Annotated in this window: 18 protein-coding genes; 9 read left to right on the plus strand and 9 right to left on the minus strand. The window is 60.3% G+C overall.

The window, feature by feature from the left end; genetic code table 11:
• Positions 1–12 precede the first annotated feature (12 nt).
• Both G6N82_RS05145 and G6N82_RS05150 read left to right on the plus strand, forming a co-directional pair.
• Complete coding sequence (locus tag G6N82_RS05145; protein WP_165194399.1) at positions 13–1,608, plus strand: FAD-binding oxidoreductase; 1,596 nt, start codon at positions 13–15, stop codon at positions 1,606–1,608.
• Positions 1,605–2,759, plus strand: a complete 1,155-nt coding sequence (locus G6N82_RS05150; protein WP_165194401.1) for an FAD-dependent monooxygenase — start codon at positions 1,605–1,607, stop codon at positions 2,757–2,759. Before G6N82_RS05145 ends, G6N82_RS05150 begins: the two co-directional genes overlap by 4 nt.
• 64 nt (positions 2,760–2,823) lie before the next feature.
• Here the strand turns inward: G6N82_RS05150 and G6N82_RS05155 are convergent, their stop codons facing one another.
• Positions 2,824–4,257 (minus strand): class I SAM-dependent methyltransferase, encoded by a 1,434-nt coding sequence (locus G6N82_RS05155; RefSeq protein ID WP_165194403.1) that lies wholly within the window; start codon positions 4,255–4,257, stop codon positions 2,824–2,826.
• Positions 4,258–4,420: 163 nt separating this feature from the next.
• On the opposite strand from G6N82_RS05155, the gene G6N82_RS15165 reads away from it, so the two are divergent.
• Genes G6N82_RS15165 through G6N82_RS05180 form a run of 6 tightly spaced genes read left to right on the plus strand, consistent with a single transcriptional unit; the run spans position 4,421 to position 9,709 of the window.
• Positions 4,421–4,774 carry an acetyl-coenzyme A synthetase N-terminal domain-containing protein gene (locus G6N82_RS15165; RefSeq protein ID WP_277601960.1) on the plus strand — a complete coding sequence of 118 codons (354 nt, stop codon included), beginning with the start codon at positions 4,421–4,423 and terminating at the stop codon, positions 4,772–4,774.
• Positions 4,768–6,306 carry an AMP-binding protein gene (locus G6N82_RS05160; RefSeq protein ID WP_277601961.1) on the plus strand — a complete coding sequence of 513 codons (1,539 nt, stop codon included), beginning with the start codon at positions 4,768–4,770 and terminating at the stop codon, positions 6,304–6,306. Before G6N82_RS15165 ends, G6N82_RS05160 begins: the two co-directional genes overlap by 7 nt.
• The gene (locus G6N82_RS05165; protein ID WP_165194405.1) at positions 6,303–7,184 is read left to right on the plus strand and encodes an isocitrate lyase/PEP mutase family protein; all 882 of its coding nucleotides are present in this window, start codon (positions 6,303–6,305) and stop codon (positions 7,182–7,184) included. Before G6N82_RS05160 ends, G6N82_RS05165 begins: the two co-directional genes overlap by 4 nt.
• Complete coding sequence (locus G6N82_RS05170; protein WP_165194408.1) at positions 7,184–7,366, plus strand: alcohol dehydrogenase catalytic domain-containing protein; 183 nt, start codon at positions 7,184–7,186, stop codon at positions 7,364–7,366. Before G6N82_RS05165 ends, G6N82_RS05170 begins: the two co-directional genes overlap by 1 nt.
• A complete protein-coding gene (locus tag G6N82_RS05175; RefSeq protein WP_165194410.1) occupies positions 7,353–8,294 on the plus strand; it encodes a zinc-binding dehydrogenase in 942 nt (313 codons plus the stop codon). The genes G6N82_RS05170 and G6N82_RS05175 overlap by 14 nt, the downstream gene beginning before the upstream one ends.
• Positions 8,294–9,709 (plus strand): FAD-dependent oxidoreductase, encoded by a 1,416-nt coding sequence (locus tag G6N82_RS05180; protein ID WP_165194413.1) that lies wholly within the window; start codon positions 8,294–8,296, stop codon positions 9,707–9,709. The genes G6N82_RS05175 and G6N82_RS05180 overlap by 1 nt, the downstream gene beginning before the upstream one ends.
• On the opposite strand, the gene G6N82_RS05185 is transcribed toward G6N82_RS05180, so the two are convergent.
• From G6N82_RS05185 to G6N82_RS05205, 5 genes are all read right to left on the minus strand, one after another.
• Positions 9,702–10,496, minus strand: a complete 795-nt coding sequence (locus tag G6N82_RS05185) for an IclR family transcriptional regulator C-terminal domain-containing protein (protein ID WP_165194415.1) — start codon at positions 10,494–10,496, stop codon at positions 9,702–9,704. The two genes, G6N82_RS05180 and G6N82_RS05185, sit on opposite strands and share 8 nt — an antisense overlap.
• 122 nt (positions 10,497–10,618) lie before the next feature.
• Positions 10,619–11,749, minus strand: a complete 1,131-nt coding sequence (locus G6N82_RS05190; RefSeq protein WP_165194417.1) for a CaiB/BaiF CoA-transferase family protein — start codon at positions 11,747–11,749, stop codon at positions 10,619–10,621.
• 1 nt (position 11,750) lies between these two features.
• Positions 11,751–12,995, minus strand: a complete 1,245-nt coding sequence (locus G6N82_RS05195; RefSeq protein WP_165194419.1) for a methylaspartate ammonia-lyase — start codon at positions 12,993–12,995, stop codon at positions 11,751–11,753.
• 12 nt (positions 12,996–13,007) lie between these two features.
• Positions 13,008–14,396: an MFS transporter gene (locus G6N82_RS05200; protein WP_165194421.1), complete on the minus strand. Its 1,389-nt coding sequence runs from the start codon at positions 14,394–14,396 to the stop codon at positions 13,008–13,010.
• Between the two features lie 16 nt (positions 14,397–14,412).
• The gene (locus G6N82_RS05205; protein ID WP_165194423.1) at positions 14,413–15,081 is read right to left on the minus strand and encodes a PAP/fibrillin family protein; all 669 of its coding nucleotides are present in this window, start codon (positions 15,079–15,081) and stop codon (positions 14,413–14,415) included.
• Between the two features lie 192 nt (positions 15,082–15,273).
• Between G6N82_RS05205 and G6N82_RS05210 the strand changes: the two genes are divergently transcribed.
• Positions 15,274–16,290, plus strand: coding sequence for a DUF1838 family protein (locus tag G6N82_RS05210; RefSeq protein ID WP_165194425.1), 1,017 nt, complete (start codon positions 15,274–15,276; stop codon positions 16,288–16,290).
• A gap of 54 nt (positions 16,291–16,344) precedes the next feature.
• Here G6N82_RS05210 and G6N82_RS05215 read toward each other — a convergent pair whose 3' ends face one another.
• The 3 genes from G6N82_RS05215 to G6N82_RS05225 all read right to left on the minus strand — a co-directional run bounded on the left by G6N82_RS05215 (position 16,345) and on the right by G6N82_RS05225 (position 18,656).
• The gene (locus G6N82_RS05215; RefSeq protein WP_165194427.1) at positions 16,345–17,373 is read right to left on the minus strand and encodes a hypothetical protein; all 1,029 of its coding nucleotides are present in this window, start codon (positions 17,371–17,373) and stop codon (positions 16,345–16,347) included.
• A gap of 120 nt (positions 17,374–17,493) precedes the next feature.
• Positions 17,494–17,781, minus strand: a complete 288-nt coding sequence (locus tag G6N82_RS05220) for a YciI family protein (RefSeq protein ID WP_165194429.1) — start codon at positions 17,779–17,781, stop codon at positions 17,494–17,496.
• Entirely contained in the window at positions 17,778–18,656 is an 879-nt protein-coding gene (locus tag G6N82_RS05225) for an NmrA family NAD(P)-binding protein (RefSeq protein ID WP_165194431.1), read from the minus strand. Before G6N82_RS05225 ends, G6N82_RS05220 begins: the two co-directional genes overlap by 4 nt.
• Between the last annotated feature and the right edge of the window lie 19 nt (positions 18,657–18,675).

Genomic DNA, 18,675 nt, shown 5'->3' on the forward strand with positions numbered 1-18,675 from the left:
AAATTTGCATTGATGACCTCTGCCTTCGGTTCCAATGTCGATAATGCTGACGATGCGATCGTTCCGCTCGCCGGGCTGGTCGCTGAGCTCGGTGAGGAGGCCGTCGAAACACGCGAGAACGAGCGGCGCTTCGCCAGCCAGGATCTGTTTTTCGAGGGGATCTTGCCGCTGGCCGTGGTTTCGCCCTCTTCCACCGCGCAAGTTGCTTCGCTGGTCGAATGGTGCGTGCAACACAGGGTAGCGATTTGCCCGCGCGGCGGAGGCATGAGCTATACAGAGGCCTTCCAGCCTCAAGACGGTCGCAGCGTGATACTCGACTTCGCCAGGCTCGCGCAGATCCGCCAAATCAACCTCGAAGACGGGAACGTCACGGTTGAGGCCGGATGCACCTGGGCTGCGCTGGACGATGCGCTCGCCAAGCATGGTATGCGTGCGCGATTCTGGGGGCCGATGTCAGGTCGCACGGCCACAATCGGCGGCTCTTTGAGCCAGGGATCGGTCACCTTCGGTTCGGGAGTGACGGGCGCCTCAGCCAATGCGGTCAAAAGCTTCGAGATCGTTTCCGGCACCGGAAGCGTTCTCCTCACCGGCTCTGACGGCAGCGCGGGGACCGGCCCGTTCAATCGCCATTTCGGACCCGACCTGACCGGGATCTTTGCCAATGATGCCGGCGCGCTGGGAATCAAGACCGCTGCGACGCTCGAAATCGAACCTAGACCCGAACTGGTCAACGGCCTGTCGTTCGCGTTCAATGGCTTCGACCTGATGTCTGACATGCTGCGCGAAGTGCGATTGCGACGGCTGGCGAGCGAATTGCTGGCGATGGATGCAGATGTGGCCCGGCAGAACGCAGGGCCACCCGACCTTGTCAGGGATGCCAAAGCAGCGTGGCGCATAGGCCTTGCGGCTGGCAGTCTTACCGCAGCAGTCAGCCGGGTTGCGCGCATTGCCATGGCTGGCAGGCGCTTCCTCGACGGCGCGGCCTACACGGCTCATTTCGTGGTCGAAGCGCGCGACCGGGACGAGATGCGCAGCCGCCTCAAGGCGATCAAACAACTCGCGAAAGGCGGGAAGGAAATCGTCAACACGGTGCCGCTATCGATCCGGGCCATACCGTTCCCAGAGCTTCCGGTAACGCACCCAGATGGCCGCAGGATGCTGCCGATCCATGGCGTGATCGCGGAGTCGCGGATCAAGCAATTTCATCGCGACTATCTGGCGCTGAAGGCAAGACGGCATGAACAGATGGCAGCCTGCGATGTGACCGTTGCGGAATTCTTCGCCGGCATTGCCGGAATCGGCACGCTCTATGAGCCCGTATTCTACTGGCCGGACGACCGCATGCTGTATCACGAACGGCGCAATCCGGCCTATCTTGAAGGCGTGGCACAGAACTATCCAGCAAATGAAGCGGGTCGCGCGCTTGTTCGCGATCTGGTTGGCGAGATCGTGCAGCTCATGCGCGAGCACGGCAGCACCCATTTCCAGATCGGGCGCCTCTATCCCTATGCGGAAGCCCGCGAAGGCGAGGCAAGTGCACTCATGAAAGACCTCAAGCGGCGGCTCGATCCGCATGGCATCCTCAATCCCGGAGCGCTTGGCCTGTGACAAGGATCGCCATTGTCGGAGGGGGGATCGGCGGACTTACCGCCGGGATCGCGCTACAGAAGGCGGGGTACGAACCGCTGGTCTATGAACGCGCACCTCAATTCGGTGAAGTGGGGGCGGGCCTTTCCATCAGCCCCAACGCGGTCAAGGGGCTGGAAAGCCTGGGCTTTGCCGATTTCCTGCGCGCGACCTGCAACGAACCGCTCGACCAGTTCATCCTGCACGGGCAAACAGGCGAGCAACTGCAGCGCTTTGACCGCCGCGACTGCCGCGAAACCTATGGCGGCTCCTACTACCAGATCCACCGCGCGGACATGCTCGATGCGCTGGTCAAGGCGTTCGGCACCCGGAACTGCCGGATGGGCAAGTCGCTGAAGACGCTCGAGCAGCGCAAAGACCATATACTGCTGGGCTTTGACGACAACAGCTCGGCGGAGGCCGACATCGTAATCGGAGTGGATGGCCTGCGGTCGGTCGTGCGTGACATCCTGTTCGATACGCCCGACCCAAAATTCAGCGGGCATGTGGCGTGGCGTGCGCTGATCCCGGGCAACCGCCTGAGCCCGCGCGCAACGGAGCGCAGCAACATCAATCACATCGGCGCGGGCCAGAACCTGGTGACTTATCCGATCCGCGGCACCGAGCTGGTCAACATGGTCGCGCTTACCCGGGCCAGCGGCTGGGTCGAGGAAAGCTGGAATGCCAAGGCCAAGCCTGCCGAACTCGCCGCGCTGTTCGAAGGTTGGGCGCCCTATGTCACCGAAGTGATCGCCGCGATCGGCGAAGACGATCTTTATCGCTGGGGCTTGTTCATCCGCGAGCCGCTCAAGCAATGGGTCAAGGGCCGAATCGGCCTACTTGGCGATGCCGCGCATCCGATGCTGCCGTATATGGGCCAGGGCGCTTCGTCGGCGATTGAAGACGCTGTGGTGCTGGGCCGGTGCTTTGCCGCATGCAAGGACCCAGTCGACGCCTTGTCATTCTATGAGCGGGCGCGGGTCGAACGCGCGGCCTTTCTGCAGGCAGAAAGCAACCTTGGCGGTGACCGGTTGCAGGCACTTGATCCCTACGTCCTGCGCGACAACCCGCCGAAGAACGAAGACGCCCTGGGCATCTTCTCTTACGATCCTTCAACAGTCGAACTGGCCTGACAGAAAAGCGCGCGCGGATCGCTCCGCGCGCGCCCTCCCCCTGCGATTATTGCCCCGATGAAATTCAGCCGGGCTTGCGCGCGACCAGCGATTGCAGAAAGCCATTGGTCAGCCCAGGCCCCTGCTCGACCATAAAGCCGGCTTCTTCGATGATGCCGCGGAAGTCGCTGGCAACGAAAGCCGGCGAATAGGGCTCGCAATTGTTCTTGCTGTCATAGTCGACCAGGAAGCGGGTCGAAGCGCTGACCTGATTCTTGTCGTTGCTGGGAAATTCGTAAATCGTGAATACCCCGCCCGGGCGGAGCACGCGGAAGGTTTCCGCAATGATTTCCCTCATCTTCGGCACCGGGACTTCGTGAAACAGGATGTAGCTTAGCACCATGTCGAACGAGCCATCTGCGAAGCCGGTCTCCTCCGCCAATGCCTGCTTGAAATGCACTTCCTTGCCGTGTTCGACCGCGCGGGCATGGGCATAGCGGATCATCGGCTTGCCTACATCGAGGCCCCAGACCTCGGCCTCTGGATACAAATCCTTCAACACAGTTGTGGCTTGTCCGATCGAACAACCGATATCGAGAATGCGTTCGACCTTTCCGTCAGCCGGCCGGGTCGCTTTTTCGGCTAGCTCGATGTGGAGCTCGTCCTGGTCGTTGAAGCCTTCATAGAAAACCTTGGTGCCATAGTGGAACACGATCCCGCCCATCGGATCGTCGGTATAGCCGCCTGGCTGGCAGTGGATTTCCCGGCGGGTGTAGTCAGGCTCCACGAAATCGGGATCGATATGGATGCGCTCTGGATGCCTGGCTTCGGCTTCGTCCATGTAGGCCATCACGGCATCGATATCGCGATAGAAGCTTTCACGCGTGCGGCGCCACATCATTTCCTGCTGGGTGCGGACGAAACGCTGGAAAGTCGGCGTGACGGGATTCTGGCCGAAGACCTTGCGGATCTCGCTCAGCTTGATCGCTTCCCCCTCCGCGGGCTGCTCAACCTCGCCCTTGTCCAGCGCCTTCGCAAGTGCAGCTTCGCCATGCTCCGCCACCTTCGGGAACATCTCCTGGATCGCAAGGCGGCGAAAGCTGGTGATGAATTCCAGATAGCTTTCATCGGCAAGCGTGGTTGGGCGAGGCAGAACGCCAATCTGGCCGCGGCTCATGACTGATCTCCTGTAGGCATCGATACGCCGGCCACGGGCCGACGGACAAAACTTCCGAACACACGCTGCACCATGGCCGCGCGCTCTTCCCGCGCGCGCAGCGATTTCCGCTTCGTCGGGCAGGTGCTGCTCGATTTCCTCGCTGACGTTAAGGCCATGCTTTTCCAGCACCTTTTCCAGCACATTGACCCGGTCATGGAATGTCCAGGTTGCGGCTGACAGCTCAAGCAAAGCGTCAAGTATATTGTCGAGCACGACATTGTCGAAATAGGCCTTGCCCGGACCGCCGATCTCCTCACCCAGCTGGGCCGGCACCGCTGCGGTCTTGCCTTGCTCATTCATAGTGCAGTCTCTGGTCTTTCGCGCATTCGCAACATCGTCATATTCGACCAAATATCAGACCAACCAAGCATCTCGAAAGGTCCTCGTCTCATTATCCGCCCAATGGATAGTGCGCAGCGGGCAAGAGCACCGTCCCAAGAGAGTTCTTAAAAGGACTGCCATCATGCCAAAAACGTCCCGATATTCTGACGTCTATCGCCGGTCGATCGAAGCGCCTGAATCCTTCTGGGCAGAGCAGGCCGAGGCACTCGATTGGTTCAAACGCTGGGACAAGGTGCTGGATCATGCGTCTGACGCAATTCCGCGCTGGTTCGTCGGCGGCGAAATCAACGCCTGCTACAATTGCGTCGATCGCCATGTCGAGGCGGGCCATGGCGACGATATCGCGCTGATTTACGAAAGCCCCGTCACAAGTACTTCTCGCCAGCTTACCTACGCTGCCTTGCAGGAAGCAACTTCGCGAGTTGGCGGAGCACTTCGATCGCTGGGTGTTGGAAAAGGCGATCGAAAGTGCTGATCTACATGCCCAATTCGCCCGAGGCCGTGATTGCCATGCTCGCCTGCGCGCGGATCGGCGCGATCCATTCGGTCGTGTTCGGCGGATTTGCCGCGCCAGAACTCGCAAGCCGGATCGACGATGCAGAACCCAAAGTGGTGCTTGCCGCAAGCTGCGGGATCGAAGGCGCGAAAGTGCTGCCCTACCAGCCGATCCTGCGCGATGCCTATGCGATCGCGCGGCACTCGCCCGTAGCAACCGTCTATTGGCAACGCGACGAGCAAATTGCCGATCTTTCAGCGGATGCGGACCATGACTGGGCCGAATTGCTCAGCAAGGCAAAGGCCGTGGAATGCGTTCCGGTCGCCGCAACCGATCCGCTCTATATCCTTTATACCTCGGGCACGACCGGCCAGCCCAAGGGCATTGTGCGCGATACCGGCGGGCACCTCGTCACACTCAACTGGAGCATGGACGGCATCTACAGCTGCCCACCGGGCGAGGCGTTCTGGGCCGCCAGCGATGTCGGCTGGGTCGTGGGCCATAGCTACATCTGCTATGCGCCGCTGCTGCACCGCAATCCGAGCGTTATCTTCGAAGGCAAGCCGGTCGGCACGCCTGATGCAGGCATCTTCTGGCGGATCATGGCAAAGCACCGCGTGCGCAGCTTTTTCACCGCGCCCACGGCGCTGCGCGCCATCAAGCAGATCGACCCGCAGGGCGCGCTGGCCGATGGACATGACCTGGCCAACCTCAAGGCCGTGTTCCTGGCGGGCGAGCGGACCGACCCCGATACGCTGGAATGGACCGCCAGGCTGCTCCAAGTCCCAGTAGTTGACCATTGGTGGCAGACCGAGACTGGCAGCGCGATTACCGCAAACCCTCTTGGGATAGAACAACTGCCAATCAAGCCGGGATCATCAACCTTACCGATGCCCGGCTGGAACCTCGCCTGTGTCGACGAACAAGGCGAAACCGTCGCGCCCGGCGAAAGCGGCGCAATCGTTGCCCGCATGCCCCTGCCGCCCGGTTTCGCGCCTACGCTATGGAACGCCCCCGAGCGCTACCGGCAGGCCTATCTCGAGCGGTTCCCCGGCAACTATCTGACTGGAGATGCGGGCTTCTTCGACGAGGACGGCTATCTTCATGTCATGGCGCGGATCGACGATGTCATGAATGTTGCCGGACACAGGCTGTCATCGTCCGCCATGGAAGAGGTTCTGGCCGCGCATCCGGCCGTCGCGGAGTGTGCTGTTATCGGCATGGCAGACGCGCTCAAAGGGCAAGTCCCGGTCGGCTTCGTCGTTTTGAAGGCAGGCGCAAATGTCTCGGCCGAAGTGCTTGCGGTGGAGCTGGTTGCAGCGGTGCGTGCGCAAATCGGCCCGGTCGCCGCTTTCAAGCGTGTGCATGTTCTGCCCAAACTGCCCAAGACCCGCTCAGGCAAGATCCTGCGCAAGACCATCCGCGAAATCGCCGATGGGGAAGAGCCGAAGATCCCGCCGACCATCGAGGACCGCAGCGTGCTGGCAAACATCGAGGCAATTTTCGCATGACCGGAGTATCGTCACAAAGCGCAGCGGCACAATTGCGGCACATGCTCGATACGCAAGATGTGGTCGTTGCCCCGGGCATCTATGACCATATGAGCCTGCTGCTGGCGCAAGCGGCGGGGCACAAGGCGCTCTACGCTTCGGGCTACTGGGGCACCGCGTCGGCACTTGGCGAAGCCGATGTCGGGATTGCGGGAATGAGCGATTTCGCGTCCGTCTTCGGGCGCTTTGCCGCCCGCGCCAAAGTGCCGGTCATCGCCGATGCCGACACCGGTTTTGGCAGCCTAACCAATTTGCGGCGCGCGGTGCAGCTTTATTCGCATGCCGGCATTGCCGCGATGCAGATCGAAGACCAGCCTTTCCCCAAGATTTGCGGCCATGTCGGGCGTGCAACTTCGGTGCCGTCGCAAGAGATGGTGAAGCGCATGCAAGTGGCGGTGGAAGCGCGCGAGGGCGGCGAGATGCTGATCATCGCGCGCACCGATGCCAGGCGCAGCGAAGGCCTAAATTCCGCCATTGATCGCCTGGCTGCCTATGCCGAAGCGGGTGCCGATGTGCTGTTCATCGAAGCACCGGAAAGCGAAGAGGAGATCGCGCAGGCCGCAGGCGCGCTCGCCAAACCGCTGATGATCAATGCCGCGCACGGCGGCTTTACGCCGATCCTTTCGCCTTCTGGATATGCCAAGCTGGGAGCAAGGCTGGTGATCTATCCGGCCGGCGCGCCCCTGTCTGCCCTTGGCGCAGCGGCAAAATTCTACGCCGGACTCGCCGCAGACAATGCCAACCCGTCACACGACGCGATGTTCGACTTCAAGGAAATCTCGCGCCTGCTCGGGATGGAAGAGATCGTAGCCTTCCAGGATCGACACGGGAGCGCCTGATGCCTCGCGAAATCAGAGCGGCGGTGTGCGATGGCGGCGGCGCTTCGCCAAGGATCGAAACGCTGCTCTTGGACGATCCGGCAGCCGACGAAGTCGTTGTCGAGATCAAGGCCGCAGGCATTTGCCACACCGATCTCGGCATTGCCCAATGGAGGCGATCGCCCACGCGTGTTCGGCCATGAAGGTGCGGGCGTCGTGGTAGAGACAGGCTCTGCCGTCACGAAATTCCAAAAGGGCGACCGCGTGATCGCCACATTCGGTTCCTGCGGCGCATGCGCCAATTGCCAGGGCGGCCATCCTGCCTATTGTTTTGACGGGATTGCGCTCAATATCGAAGGAATGCGGGCGGCTGGCCGACCGGCTCTTACCCGACCTGACGGCAGCGAAGTAAGCGGCGCTTTTTTCCAGCAAAGCAGCTTTGCCACGCACGCGATCGCGACCGAGCGCAACCTTGTCCGCATTCCCGACGGGCTCGACATGGTCACCGCGGCCCCGCTCGGTTGCGGCATCCAGACCGGCGCGGGCGCGGTTTTCAACCAGCTCGGCGCGAAGGAAGGGCGCCCTCTGCTGGTCATTGGAGCAGGCGCCGTAGGCCTCGCGGCGATCATGGCTGGCCGCATTATCGGATGCGACCCGATCGTGGCGGTGGAGCTGATGCCTGCGCGCCGCGAATTGGCGCTGGCTTTGGGAGCGACCCAAGCGCTTGACGGGGCTGAGAGCGACTGGGTTGCGCAAGTGCGATCCATCACCCAGGGAGGCGCATCGGCGGCGCTGGACACTGCCGGCACACAAGCGACTTTCGAAGGATCGCTCGCCGCCATTCATAGCGGCGGGACGCTTGGTGTGCTGACCTTGCCCGGACCATTCGACGCACCGATTTCGCATCCCGGCGGGCTCGATTTCATGACCAAGACGATTGTCGGTGTGATCGAAGGCGATGCAGTACCGCAAACGTTTCTGCCGCTGCTGATCGCGCATCACGCCGCCGGTGACCTGCCGGTCGATCGGTTGATCCGAACCTATCCTTTCGAGAAAATCAGCGAAGCGTTTGCGGACGCCGCCGCAGGGCGCACAATCAAACCTGTCCTGACCTTTGGAGACGAATGCTGATGGGCGAGGTAAGCGTCATCCGGACCAATTCGGTCGATACCATTATCGACATCCCGGTTGTCATTATCGGCGGCGGCGGGACCGGCCTGTGCGCTGCCCTCGCCGTGCGCGATGCCGGGGTCGATGTGGTCGTGATCGAACGCGACAGCCAGCCGATGGGTACGACTTCCATGTCGACCGGGCTGATACCCGGCGCAGGCAGCAAGATCCAGCGCGCCAAGGATATTGACGACAGCCCCGAATTGTTCGCCAAAGACATCGCCGGCAAGGCCAAGGGGCTGGTGGATGCCGCTCTTGTCGCACATCTTGCGGCGGAATCAGGGCCAACGATCGACTGGCTGGTGGACAAGCACGGCCTTGACCTGAGTCTGGTCGAAGGTTTTACCTATCCCGGGCACAGCGCGTTGCGGATGCATGGGATGCCGAGCCGATCGGGCGGCGAACTGATGGGCGCGCTTGCCAGCGCGTGCGAGGATGCGGGCGTCGATATCCTCACCAACAGCCTGGTCGACACAATCTATGTCAATAATGATGACAGGGTGATCGCTGTTGCCGCTACGCATCCCGACGGCGCAACCGATGTTATCGGCTGCGAGGCGCTTATCCTTGCCTGCTGTGGCTTTGCCGGCAACCAGGCGATGGTGCGCGAACTTATACCCGAGCTAGAACATGCGACCTTCCACGGCCATCCGGGGAACAAGGGCCACGCGATTGCCTGGGGTAAGGAACTCGGGGCAGCGATGGCGGATCTCAGCGCCTATCAGGGCCATGCCGGTCTGGCTGCGGGCTATGGCATTCCCATTCTCTGGCCGCTTATCACCGAAGGAGGCATACAGGTCAACCGGGCTGGCCAGCGCTTCGCCAATGAAGCGGCCGGCTATTCCGAGCAGGCGGTCGAGGTGCTCAAACAAGACGGTCATGTCGCATGGAGCATCTATGACGAACAGCGGCATGAGATCATGAAGCAGTTTGACGACTATCAGCAGGCGATGTCCGCCGGATGCCTTCATTCAGCCGATAGCCTGACCGAGCTCGCGGCAAAGATCGGTGTCGATGCCACCGGACTGGAGGCCAGCATTGCTGAAACCCATGAGCTGATCGCAAGCGGCGAGCGCGACCAATTTGGCCGCAGCTTTGCAGGCAAGGCTCCGCTTAGTGCGCCCTTTTACGCCGTGAAGGTGACCGGGGCCCTGTTCCACACTCAGGGCGGTCTCGAAGTCGATCAGCATGCCCGCGTGCGCAAAGCATCAGGCGGCATTATGCCCAATCTCTATGCCGGAGGCGGGGCCGCCCGTGGCATCTCCGGGCCGGGTGCAGATGGATATATGGCGGGAAATGGCTTGTTGACGGCGACCACGCTCGGCAGGCTTGCCGGCGAGCACGCAGCCAGCCTTGTCCGCGATAAAGCTAACTGATTGGATGTTCTTGCGCGAGGGATGCGCGGATCGCCTGCGCCGTTTGCTGCATGGGCTCAAGATACTTTTCGACGGCTTCATCGCCCTTCATCGCACTGGCAAAGAAGATCAGGGCCAGCGAGCCGATCAATCGATCATTCTGATCCATCAGGGGCACCGCGATCGAAGAGGTCTTGCCGGGATCAGCATTATAAACGTTGCGGATCTGCAGCGCATATCCATCGCGACGGATCTTGTTGAGCATGAAGTCGTCGCCCATCAGCACAAGTCCCATCTGGGACGCATCGGTCTCGATCGCCTTCAGGCCATCCAGGATCGCCTCACGTTCCTGCTCATCGCAAAACGCCAAATGCACCTTCCCGGTCGCACATTCGGCAATCGGCAAGGTGTAACCGGGGAAGTAGTGTGAAAAGGTCAGCGAGGTCATCTTGTGTGTAGAATCGCGCACCATCATGCGCGTGCCGACACGCGTCGCGATGGAAATCGGCCAGCCGACCGCATGGCATAAGTCTTCGATGTGTCGCCGGGCGGCGGAAACGAGTTGGTCCTCTTCCTGGTAACCGGTCGACAAGGTATGGACCAGCGAGGTCACCCGATATCTTTTGCGAGCCGGTTCCTTTTCGACCAGCCCTTCATGGAGCAAGGTCTGGATGATCCGGCAAGCCGTTGGGTAGGGAACTTGCGCCGCGCGCGCGATGCCCATCATGGAAATCGGCCCATCACGATTGACCGCCGCCAGGACCGCCAGGCCGCGGCTTATCGATCTGATCGGCACCCCTCGTTCCATGCGGTCCCCTTGCTTTTGCCCCCACCGAGCGAGGCTATTGGATAGGTCGGCATAACTATAGCACTACACGGAAAATGTCTAAGGAGGTTTACAGATCAAGGAAAGACGTCAGCGCAATTCCTTCAATCAGCGGCGAATTCCTGCCTGATCGGGGTCGAGTTTGCGCCAATCTTCGGCACCGAAGGAAGCCTTGTCGAAGCGGGATCGCTGTAAAGCGCCCCGGGTGCAATCAGATGCACTTCGCCGCTTTCCGCCTTGACGGTAATGCGGCGCAAGTGAGGATGTTCGGCCAGCTCGGGGATGCCGTTCAGGCGGCCATAGGCGATCCCGCTATCTTCCAGCAGCGCCATCACCTGTTCGATATCGAGCGCGACGAAACGCTTTCGGACAAGGTCTTCCAGCGCTGCACGGTTCGCGATCCGCTCCATATTGGTGGCAAAGGCGGGTGCATCAGCAAGATCGGCATCGCCCATGACATGTTCGCAAAAGGCACGCCATTCGCGCTGGTTCTGCACCGAGAAGATCACCTGTTTCCCGTCACCGGTGGGGAATGCGCCATATGGCGCGATCGAAGGGTGATTCACCCCGCTCCGCTGGTTCTCGTACCCGCCATAGGCATATTGCAGGAACGGCACATTCATCCAGTCAGCCAAAGCGTCGAACAATGACACGCGGATTCGCCGACCCTTGCCCTGGCGCTCACGCCGATAAAGCGCCTGCAGGATTGCAGCATGGGCCGTCATTCCGGCAGCGATATCGCATACGGAGACGCCAACCCTCGCGGGGCCATCAGGAGTTCCGGTTATTGAACACAGGCCGGTTTCGCCCTGGACAATCAAGTCGTAGGCTTTGAGCCGGGAGAAAGGCCCCTCGTCGCCGAAGCCAGAGATGGAACAGGCGATCAGTCCTTCATGTTCCTCGCAAAGCCGATCAAGATCGATCCCGAACTTTGCCAGCGTGCCGGGCTTCAGGTTCTCGATAAACACATCTGCCTTGCCGATCATCCTCAACAGCAGAGCGCGATCCTCGCTCTCCGTCAGATCAATGCACAAGGATTCCTTGCCTCGGTTCAGCCAGACGAAATAGGCGCTCTCGCCATTGACCATTGTGTCGTAGTTTCTTGCGAAGTCGCCTTCGGGCCGTTCGACTTTTATGACTCGCGCGCCAGCGTCCGCTAGCCGCGAACTCGCATAAGGTGCGGCGACCGCCTGCTCCAGCGATACGACGAGCACACCTGCGAGGTCATCCTGCATGCTAGTGCCCCTGCCCTAGCCGCGCGCGAATAGTCGCAAGGGTGCGCGCCTGTTCATTGCCGACGATGGCTATACCCTCGTTCACGCCCATGCCGGGCTTGGCCAGCATCATGCTGGCTCGTGCGGCAAGAGCGACGTGCACGCAGGCACGCGCGGATTCGTCGGTCTCTGCGCTCGTGCCCCCGCTGTACGCGCCGATCCCGGCTTCGCGGGCTGCGACAATGGCGCGCGCTGTGTCGAGCAAGTTGCCGACATCGGGGGTCTTGATCTGGATGATATGTGCGGCCCGTGCGGCAATGAACGCTTCAATATCTTCGAGTGTGTTGCAATGCTCGTCGGCAACGATCTGGGCGTTTCCGGCCAATGCATCGACATGTTCGACGATGGCGGCGTAATTCTCGATCTGCGCTGCACGATCACCGTAATCGACCGGGCATTCGATGTTCAGGGTGTAATCCGGCACGCGCCCGGCGACCCTGGCAATATACTCGGCGACCTCGCGCGGTTCAGTCCCGATGCCCAGCCCTACCCAGCCATAGACATCAAAGTGTAGCACCGGATGATAACCGGGCGTTCCCAGTTCAGCGATCCGCTGCGCAACCCAAACCACATAATCGCTGAAGGTTTCGCCATCAGGCCCGAACTTCTCCGCAGAATTGATCAATCCATGCGGCAAGACATCGACCTGCTTGAGGATCATGGTGTCGACATTGCTGCGGCGTTCGTCCCCGCTTTGTGCGAAGATCGGCACAGGTTCAGTCGGCGGGGCTAAGCCGAGCCAGTCTGCGATCGTTTCCGCAAGGGTTAGTCGCTGTGCATGCGCCGCTGCCTTGAGCAGCGCCTGACTTGTGCCATATTCGATCGCGAGCGGAAGACGGCCAGTTTCGGTAAACGTGAGGGCCTGCCCGCAATTTGTAATCCCCTCTGCCGCATCAAGCCCGACAAGCCTCGGCACCAGCACATTGCGGCACAAAGCTTCGATCCTGGCAGGATCGAACAGCGGGTCGCGCCCGGCGGCACCCGAATATTGCACGCTGACCATGTCACCCCAGACGACCGTGCCATCGTCGAGCATGAGCCCGATGGAAAGCGCGGTGGACGGCTGGCGTACGTGTACAAAGCCGGGTGTCAGGGGCGCGCCGAGATAGGCCATGCCATCCTGCGTGCGGCCAGCGCGAATGGCGGCCTGATCGTCATAGAAGAAGGCGCCTCTCGCTGGTGCGAAAAGGACATCGGCGATTTTCACCGGCAGACTCCGCTAGGTTTGTTTCGCGCGCAATTGCTCAAGCATCGCTTCATCAAGCCGGTATCGCAGCAGGATGGGCACGGCGATAACGCAGAATACCGCGGGAATGATCGACGCACCGAAATGCACCGCAGTCAACACAGCCTGCGGCTGCTCGACCAAAGGATCGCGGCTTTGAATCAATCCGTTCGCCTGGAGCAGCATGCCGATAATGAAGGGACCAAGCGCGCCGGCCAGGTTTTCGACGAACGTCCAGACCCCGCTCATAATGCCTTCGCGCGCTTCGCCCGATTGCAGGCGATCATATTCCATTGTGTCAGGCAACATTGCCAAGGCGCAAAGCAAGGTGCCCGTGGAAAAAGACCCGATAAGCACCGCCCTAACAAACAGAAACAAGCTGTCTTCAGCGGGATGCCACAAGATCCACGAGGCCAGCGCAACGGCATACAGAAGTATCAAAGCGATATAGCTTTCGCGCTTCCCGAATTTGGCGATAATCCAGCGATAGAGCGGTACACTGACAATCCCGGCAATACCGAACACGGCATAAAACTGCCCGATCTGCGCAGGCCCAAGCTTTAGCACGAAGCCGAAGAAGTACGGTGTACATGCCAACACCGTCGAGAGGACGGCAAGCTGGCAAAGCTTGATCACCGTCAGTTGCCGGAATGGAGCGTTGCCGATCACTTTGACCATGTCCGTAAACGGGCTGGCAAGCAGGGCCAGCGTGTCGACATGGTCGGTTTTCTGGGGGCGCTCCGATTGCGGCAGCCATGCTGCACCGACGAATACAATCAGGCAAAGGCCAGTTGCAGCGATACCCAGGATCAGGCCCATGAACTGATAGCCACCCTGCTCGCCCCCGCTCATCTCGATCAGGGCAGGTGCGCCAACCGAACCAGCCATTACACCAGCAAGCTGGAAGAACACACGAAAGCTCATCAGCCGCGTGCGATCGTCATAACCCGGGGCGATCTCCGGTGGCATCGCGAGATAGGGTATGGTGAAGATCGAATAGGCGGTCGAATAGAGCAGGAGTATTGCCGTGACCAGAAAGCCTGCCTGCGCTCCGGCAACGCCCATCGCGGACAGATTGAAGAAGGCGATGAAGCTGGCCCCCAGGCCCAGCGCGCCGATCAGCAGGTAAATCCGGCGCGCCCCCCAGCGATGCCTTGTCCGGTCGCTGATCGCCCCGATCAGCGGGTCGATGATCCCGTCATAAACGCGCGCGAGGAGGATGATTGTCCCGGCAACTGCAGGGCCGATTCCCAAAACGCTCGTCATGAAGAACAAGGCGAACAACGCCATCGCGTTGAACAAGGCGCCTGTGGCGAACGATCCGGAGGCCCAGGTCAACTGCGGAATCAAGCCAACCTTCCCGGTCGAGGGTACCATTGCCATGCTCACTGGCCCCGGCTCAGCCAAAGCTTACGGACTTGCCGGGCGATTGGAGCCGGCGCAGCACATAAACCCCACCCATGCTGCCAAAATTGATCCGCATGTCGTCATCGCAATAGACTACATCCGAATGCAGCCGCGGGGGCTTGAGTTCCTGCCTCAGTGCGAAGTCCGGATCGAGCCCGAACTGCCTCTGCACATCCTCATCGCTGACACCGTCGGGCGCCACCAATTCCACGGCGTAGAACTCAACTTCGTAGCGCTGCGGCGTTTCTTCGGCGATATCGTATCTTCCCCACACGATCATCGTCGCATGGTGCTGCTCATCCGGTGTCATTATGGTCACGACGTTGTTGTAGTGCCGCCCATCGACCCGGATTTCCTGCTCGATATCCTCAACCTTGATGGGAATGTCGGGAAAGCGCGCGAAGCTCTGCAGCTTCATTGACGTTTCGTGCTTGATCGGCTTGCCTGCCGTGTGCTTGGGTCCAAATTGCGCATAAAGCGATCCCCATGGGCCCTCCACAAAACCCTGCTTGTCTAGCGGGCGGGGCGTAGGCGTGTGGGGAACGAGGCGCCCGATCAGGTCATGGATCTTGTCGAATGTCGGATCATCATATGTCCCGTCGGGATTGCAGGCATCAATCGCCTTGCGGAGTTCAGATTTGAGCTCTTCGATTTGCGTCATAATGCCCTCACTGGAATTGCCGGTTGCCAGCAGCAAGAATGCGCAACCCATTGACCGCCAAGCGGACAGTCGACGGGTTATCCCACGCCGCGCAGCGAGCAGATTTATCGCACTGTGGACATACCGCGCGTCAGTGACGCGAGCAGCCATGTGTGATGTAGACCAGAGCTTCACACAGGATGGGGTTCGGAAATGTCGCAGAATACCTTAGGCAAATTCGTGATCGGAATGAAGCGGTCGGTAATCCTGGCCGCTTGTCTTTTTGCCGCAGCCTGCAGCCAGGGCCCTCGCGAACTATCTGCCGAAGATCTCGAAATGCGGCGGGCCGAGCTTGATACACAGCTGGCCGACCCTGTCGCACGCACGCGACTGATCGCGAAGGTATTCGGCTCGACCGAAAAAATGGAGCGCCATGCGTTCCTCAAATTCCATGTCTTCGGTTTCACTGGCGAGGGGAACCTGATCCCCTTCTTCACCATGAACAACTATGTCATCCAAAGATGGTCGCCCGGCAAAGACAACAGCTTTGACGTGCAGCATTTCGAGGTGGCCTATTACTCCAAGTTCGACACCAACGAAGCGATCAGCGAGTGGAAAAACCCGCTGACCGATGAAGTGATCGAACTGCCCCATTTCGTCCTTGGCCCTGTACCGCGCTCCTACAGCCCGAACATGCCCAAGGATGCGGCTACCTTTGCCCCCGATCCGCTCAACATCACGATGATCGGGGACCGTGTCTACATCCCCACCCTAACGCGCCTGCGCGTGCCTGGAATGTTGAGCCCGGAAGAGTGGGGACCATACGGCGGAGCATCCGAGAATTACTGGGATTCGATGCTCGTCTATTCCGCCAATATCGATGACGTGCTCGACGAGAAGAAAACCCATGTTCCGGCCGAAATGCATATGCAGAACCTGGTCAGCTGGGCTCCCTACCTGAAACTTGGCAATACGCCAGGGCGCACAATGGTGCGCGCCTATGGGCAGCACATTTCCGGCTTCGACGCCCTTCCTGCCGATATCCGGAGCAACCTCGAAAAGTACACTCCAGAAATCTTTGACGTGGACTCATGGAAGGAGACACGGATCGACGCGGTCGAGTTCATGCAGTCATTGATGGAGAAGCGCGAGAAAGGCACGCTGGATATCGATCAGCCCGGCTACAAGGCTCCCCGCGTGAAGCGCTTCGATGAATTGAGCGACTTCTAATCCGGGCGGGGGAGCAGACTCTCCGCCAGGATCTGCATATACACGCTGCCGTAATCAGAGCCGGTCCGGGTAACGCTCGGCGATCAGCTGCTTGTGGATGTCCGGCAGTTCGTCCGCGGTATGCACTTTCTTGCCGCGTGCGAGAGTGCAGAGGATCTCCGGATCGCTGGTGGTGTAGCCTGTCCAAGGCTTTTCATAAGCCTTGTTGGCGCCCATCAGCGCGTATTGCGTCTTGATCAGCGCAGCGTCCGGATCCATCACTTCGGCCTGCTTTGAGGTCCAGTTGTTCTCCGTAAAGCGCGGCTGGTGGATTCCCGGCTGGTTGTAGATGCCGCCCATAAACAGGATCAGCTCGTCGCCCCAGTTCTGGATGTTCTTCGGCTTGGGCTCATAGGGGTCGTCATCGGCAAACTGACGTTCGGCAATGAAACGCGATCCGCCGTTCGGGAAGGACAGGAAGTTCTCGATGAAGAGGTAGTCTTCGAGCTCCATCATCTTGCCCGTGAGCGTGTTCTTCAATTCGGTAACCGGCTTCATCGAAACCGGATCGAGATAGACCGCGCTATACATCGAGCGCATGACTGCGGTGCCTTCGGGCGTTTCGCCGAATTCCTCAGGATCGGGTACCTGCAGCTGCCAGGTAAACATCGACGCGATGCCAAGCACCAATGCCCCCGGTTCGTCCGGCCGCGCGATCAGCATGCGTGCCAGCATCGGGATATAGGTCCGCTCGCCGACGAGGTTATTGGTCATCTTCAGGCTTACGAGATGGTTCTGCGCGGGATCCTCAAGATCGAAATTGCCCGTCTGCTTCGCCTTCCACGGGGTACCCTTGTCCATCTCTCCGTTGAGGAAGGAGCGCGGCCGATCGTAGGAGTTGAATACCTCTTTGCCGTAGGCACCGGCTGACGGCTTCTCATCCGCTTCCTGGGCGTGAGCCCGGCCCAACGGCGCCATCACCGCCATGCCCGCGATCCCGGCCATCGATGCCAGCAAACCTCGGCGCAGCGGATCATGGCCAGCTTGCCCGACCTCACCTGTATTGACTGGGCGAATTCCGTCATCGGGCATAAAATCGGACATATCTTTCACCGCCTTGCAAATCCGGTTGCTTTCAAACCATCAAACTCTCGCCGAGGCGGCGTCGCAAGTGTAGCGGTGAAGGCCGGTCAATTCGCTAGGCGAACATGCGCCGTTCGCGGATCAGCCCGCCCATTTTCCTGAAGCGGCCTTGAAGTTAAGTACCTCGATACGATCCCATACGCCTGCAGCGTGGAAAGGATCGCCCTCTATAAAATCGCGGGCCTCTTGTGCGCTCGACGCCTGGTAGATCACCAACGAGCCAGAGGCTGATCCGCTCAGGGGCCCGGCGACTGAAATCCTGTCAGCATGCGCCCTGAAATGCGCGAGGTGACCGTCGCGATGGGTAATCCTTGCCTCATCGCTGCCCGGCCGATCGTAAGCGATGATCGCGAACAGGCTGTCACTCACAGGGCGGCTCCTTTTTCTGCTGCGACCCTCTCCACGTAGGAGCGGTAGGTGTTTGCCGGCCGCCCGAGCAGGCACTCGAGCACCACCGAGTTCGAACGAAATCCGTGCGCATCGTAATGGCGGTTCATGATTTCCATTTGCTCGACCCTATCATCGCTGGCCCCTGCGGCACGCGCCCTGGCTTTCATCTCGTCAATCGGAACCGCGCGCGCTTCCACGGGCCTTCCGATTACTTCCGAAATGATTGCCGCCATGTCCTCCTGACTCAGCGCTTCGGGCCCGGCCAGTTCATAGGTGCCGAAATTGTACCGATCGCTCCCGGCGACCACCGCACAGGCGTCAGCCAGATCGGCAAGATCGACCACATTGAACTTGCGCGTCACGTCAAACGGCATCGCGTGCACGCCTTCGGACACAACTTTGGGCCAGATCGGTTCGAGGTGCTGCATGTAGCGCGATGGCTGGAGGATAGTGTGGGTCAGCCCGGAATTGATGAGCAGTTCCTCGACTTCCAGCTTGAGCCGGTGATGGCGGATGATCCGCGAAAGCGGGTGCATCACCGAATAATAGATGAAGTGCGCCACACCGGCTTTCATCGAGGCATCGATCAGCGCTAGGCTTGCCTCAAGCTCTCCGGCATACATCGGCGGGCCGATGTGCAGCACCTTGGCTGCCCCTTCGACCGCTGCCCGCAGCGTTTCAGGTGCCTCGAGATTGCCCACCGCGACTTCGCTGGCGCCCAAGTCAAGGAGCGCATCGGCCTTCGCTTCATCGCGAATGAAAACCCGCACCGGTATACTGGCCGCGGCCATGCTCTTGAGGATCGCCCGTCCAGTCCGGCCATTGGCGCCGGTCAGCAACAGGGGGCCGGTCATGCTGCCATCCCCAACCCGA

Origin of the sequence: Altererythrobacter sp. BO-6, from assembly GCF_011047315.1 — a bacterium.
Taxonomy (GTDB): Bacteria; Pseudomonadota; Alphaproteobacteria; order Sphingomonadales; family Sphingomonadaceae; genus Erythrobacter.

Bases quoted from the DNA above. Each gene is read 5' to 3' on its own strand.
- G6N82_RS05145 (WP_165194399.1), top strand. From the start codon at position 13: ATGACCTCTGCCTTCGGTTCCAATGTCGATAATGCTGACGATGCGATC.
- G6N82_RS05155 (WP_165194403.1), bottom strand. From the start codon at position 4,257: ATGAATGAGCAAGGCAAGACCGCAGCGGTGCCGGCCCAGCTGGGTGAG.
- G6N82_RS15165 (WP_277601960.1), top strand. From the start codon at position 4,421: ATGCCAAAAACGTCCCGATATTCTGACGTCTATCGCCGGTCGATCGAA.
- G6N82_RS05165 (WP_165194405.1), top strand. From the start codon at position 6,303: ATGACCGGAGTATCGTCACAAAGCGCAGCGGCACAATTGCGGCACATG.
- G6N82_RS05170 (WP_165194408.1), top strand. From the start codon at position 7,184: ATGCCTCGCGAAATCAGAGCGGCGGTGTGCGATGGCGGCGGCGCTTCG.
- G6N82_RS05180 (WP_165194413.1), top strand. From the start codon at position 8,294: ATGGGCGAGGTAAGCGTCATCCGGACCAATTCGGTCGATACCATTATC.
- G6N82_RS05185 (WP_165194415.1), bottom strand. From the start codon at position 10,496: ATGGAACGAGGGGTGCCGATCAGATCGATAAGCCGCGGCCTGGCGGTC.
- G6N82_RS05190 (WP_165194417.1), bottom strand. From the start codon at position 11,749: ATGCAGGATGACCTCGCAGGTGTGCTCGTCGTATCGCTGGAGCAGGCG.
- G6N82_RS05200 (WP_165194421.1), bottom strand. From the start codon at position 14,396: ATGGCAATGGTACCCTCGACCGGGAAGGTTGGCTTGATTCCGCAGTTG.
- G6N82_RS05205 (WP_165194423.1), bottom strand. From the start codon at position 15,081: ATGACGCAAATCGAAGAGCTCAAATCTGAACTCCGCAAGGCGATTGAT.
- G6N82_RS05210 (WP_165194425.1), top strand. From the start codon at position 15,274: ATGTCGCAGAATACCTTAGGCAAATTCGTGATCGGAATGAAGCGGTCG.
- G6N82_RS05215 (WP_165194427.1), bottom strand. From the start codon at position 17,373: ATGTCCGATTTTATGCCCGATGACGGAATTCGCCCAGTCAATACAGGT.
- G6N82_RS05225 (WP_165194431.1), bottom strand. From the start codon at position 18,656: ATGACCGGCCCCCTGTTGCTGACCGGCGCCAATGGCCGGACTGGACGG.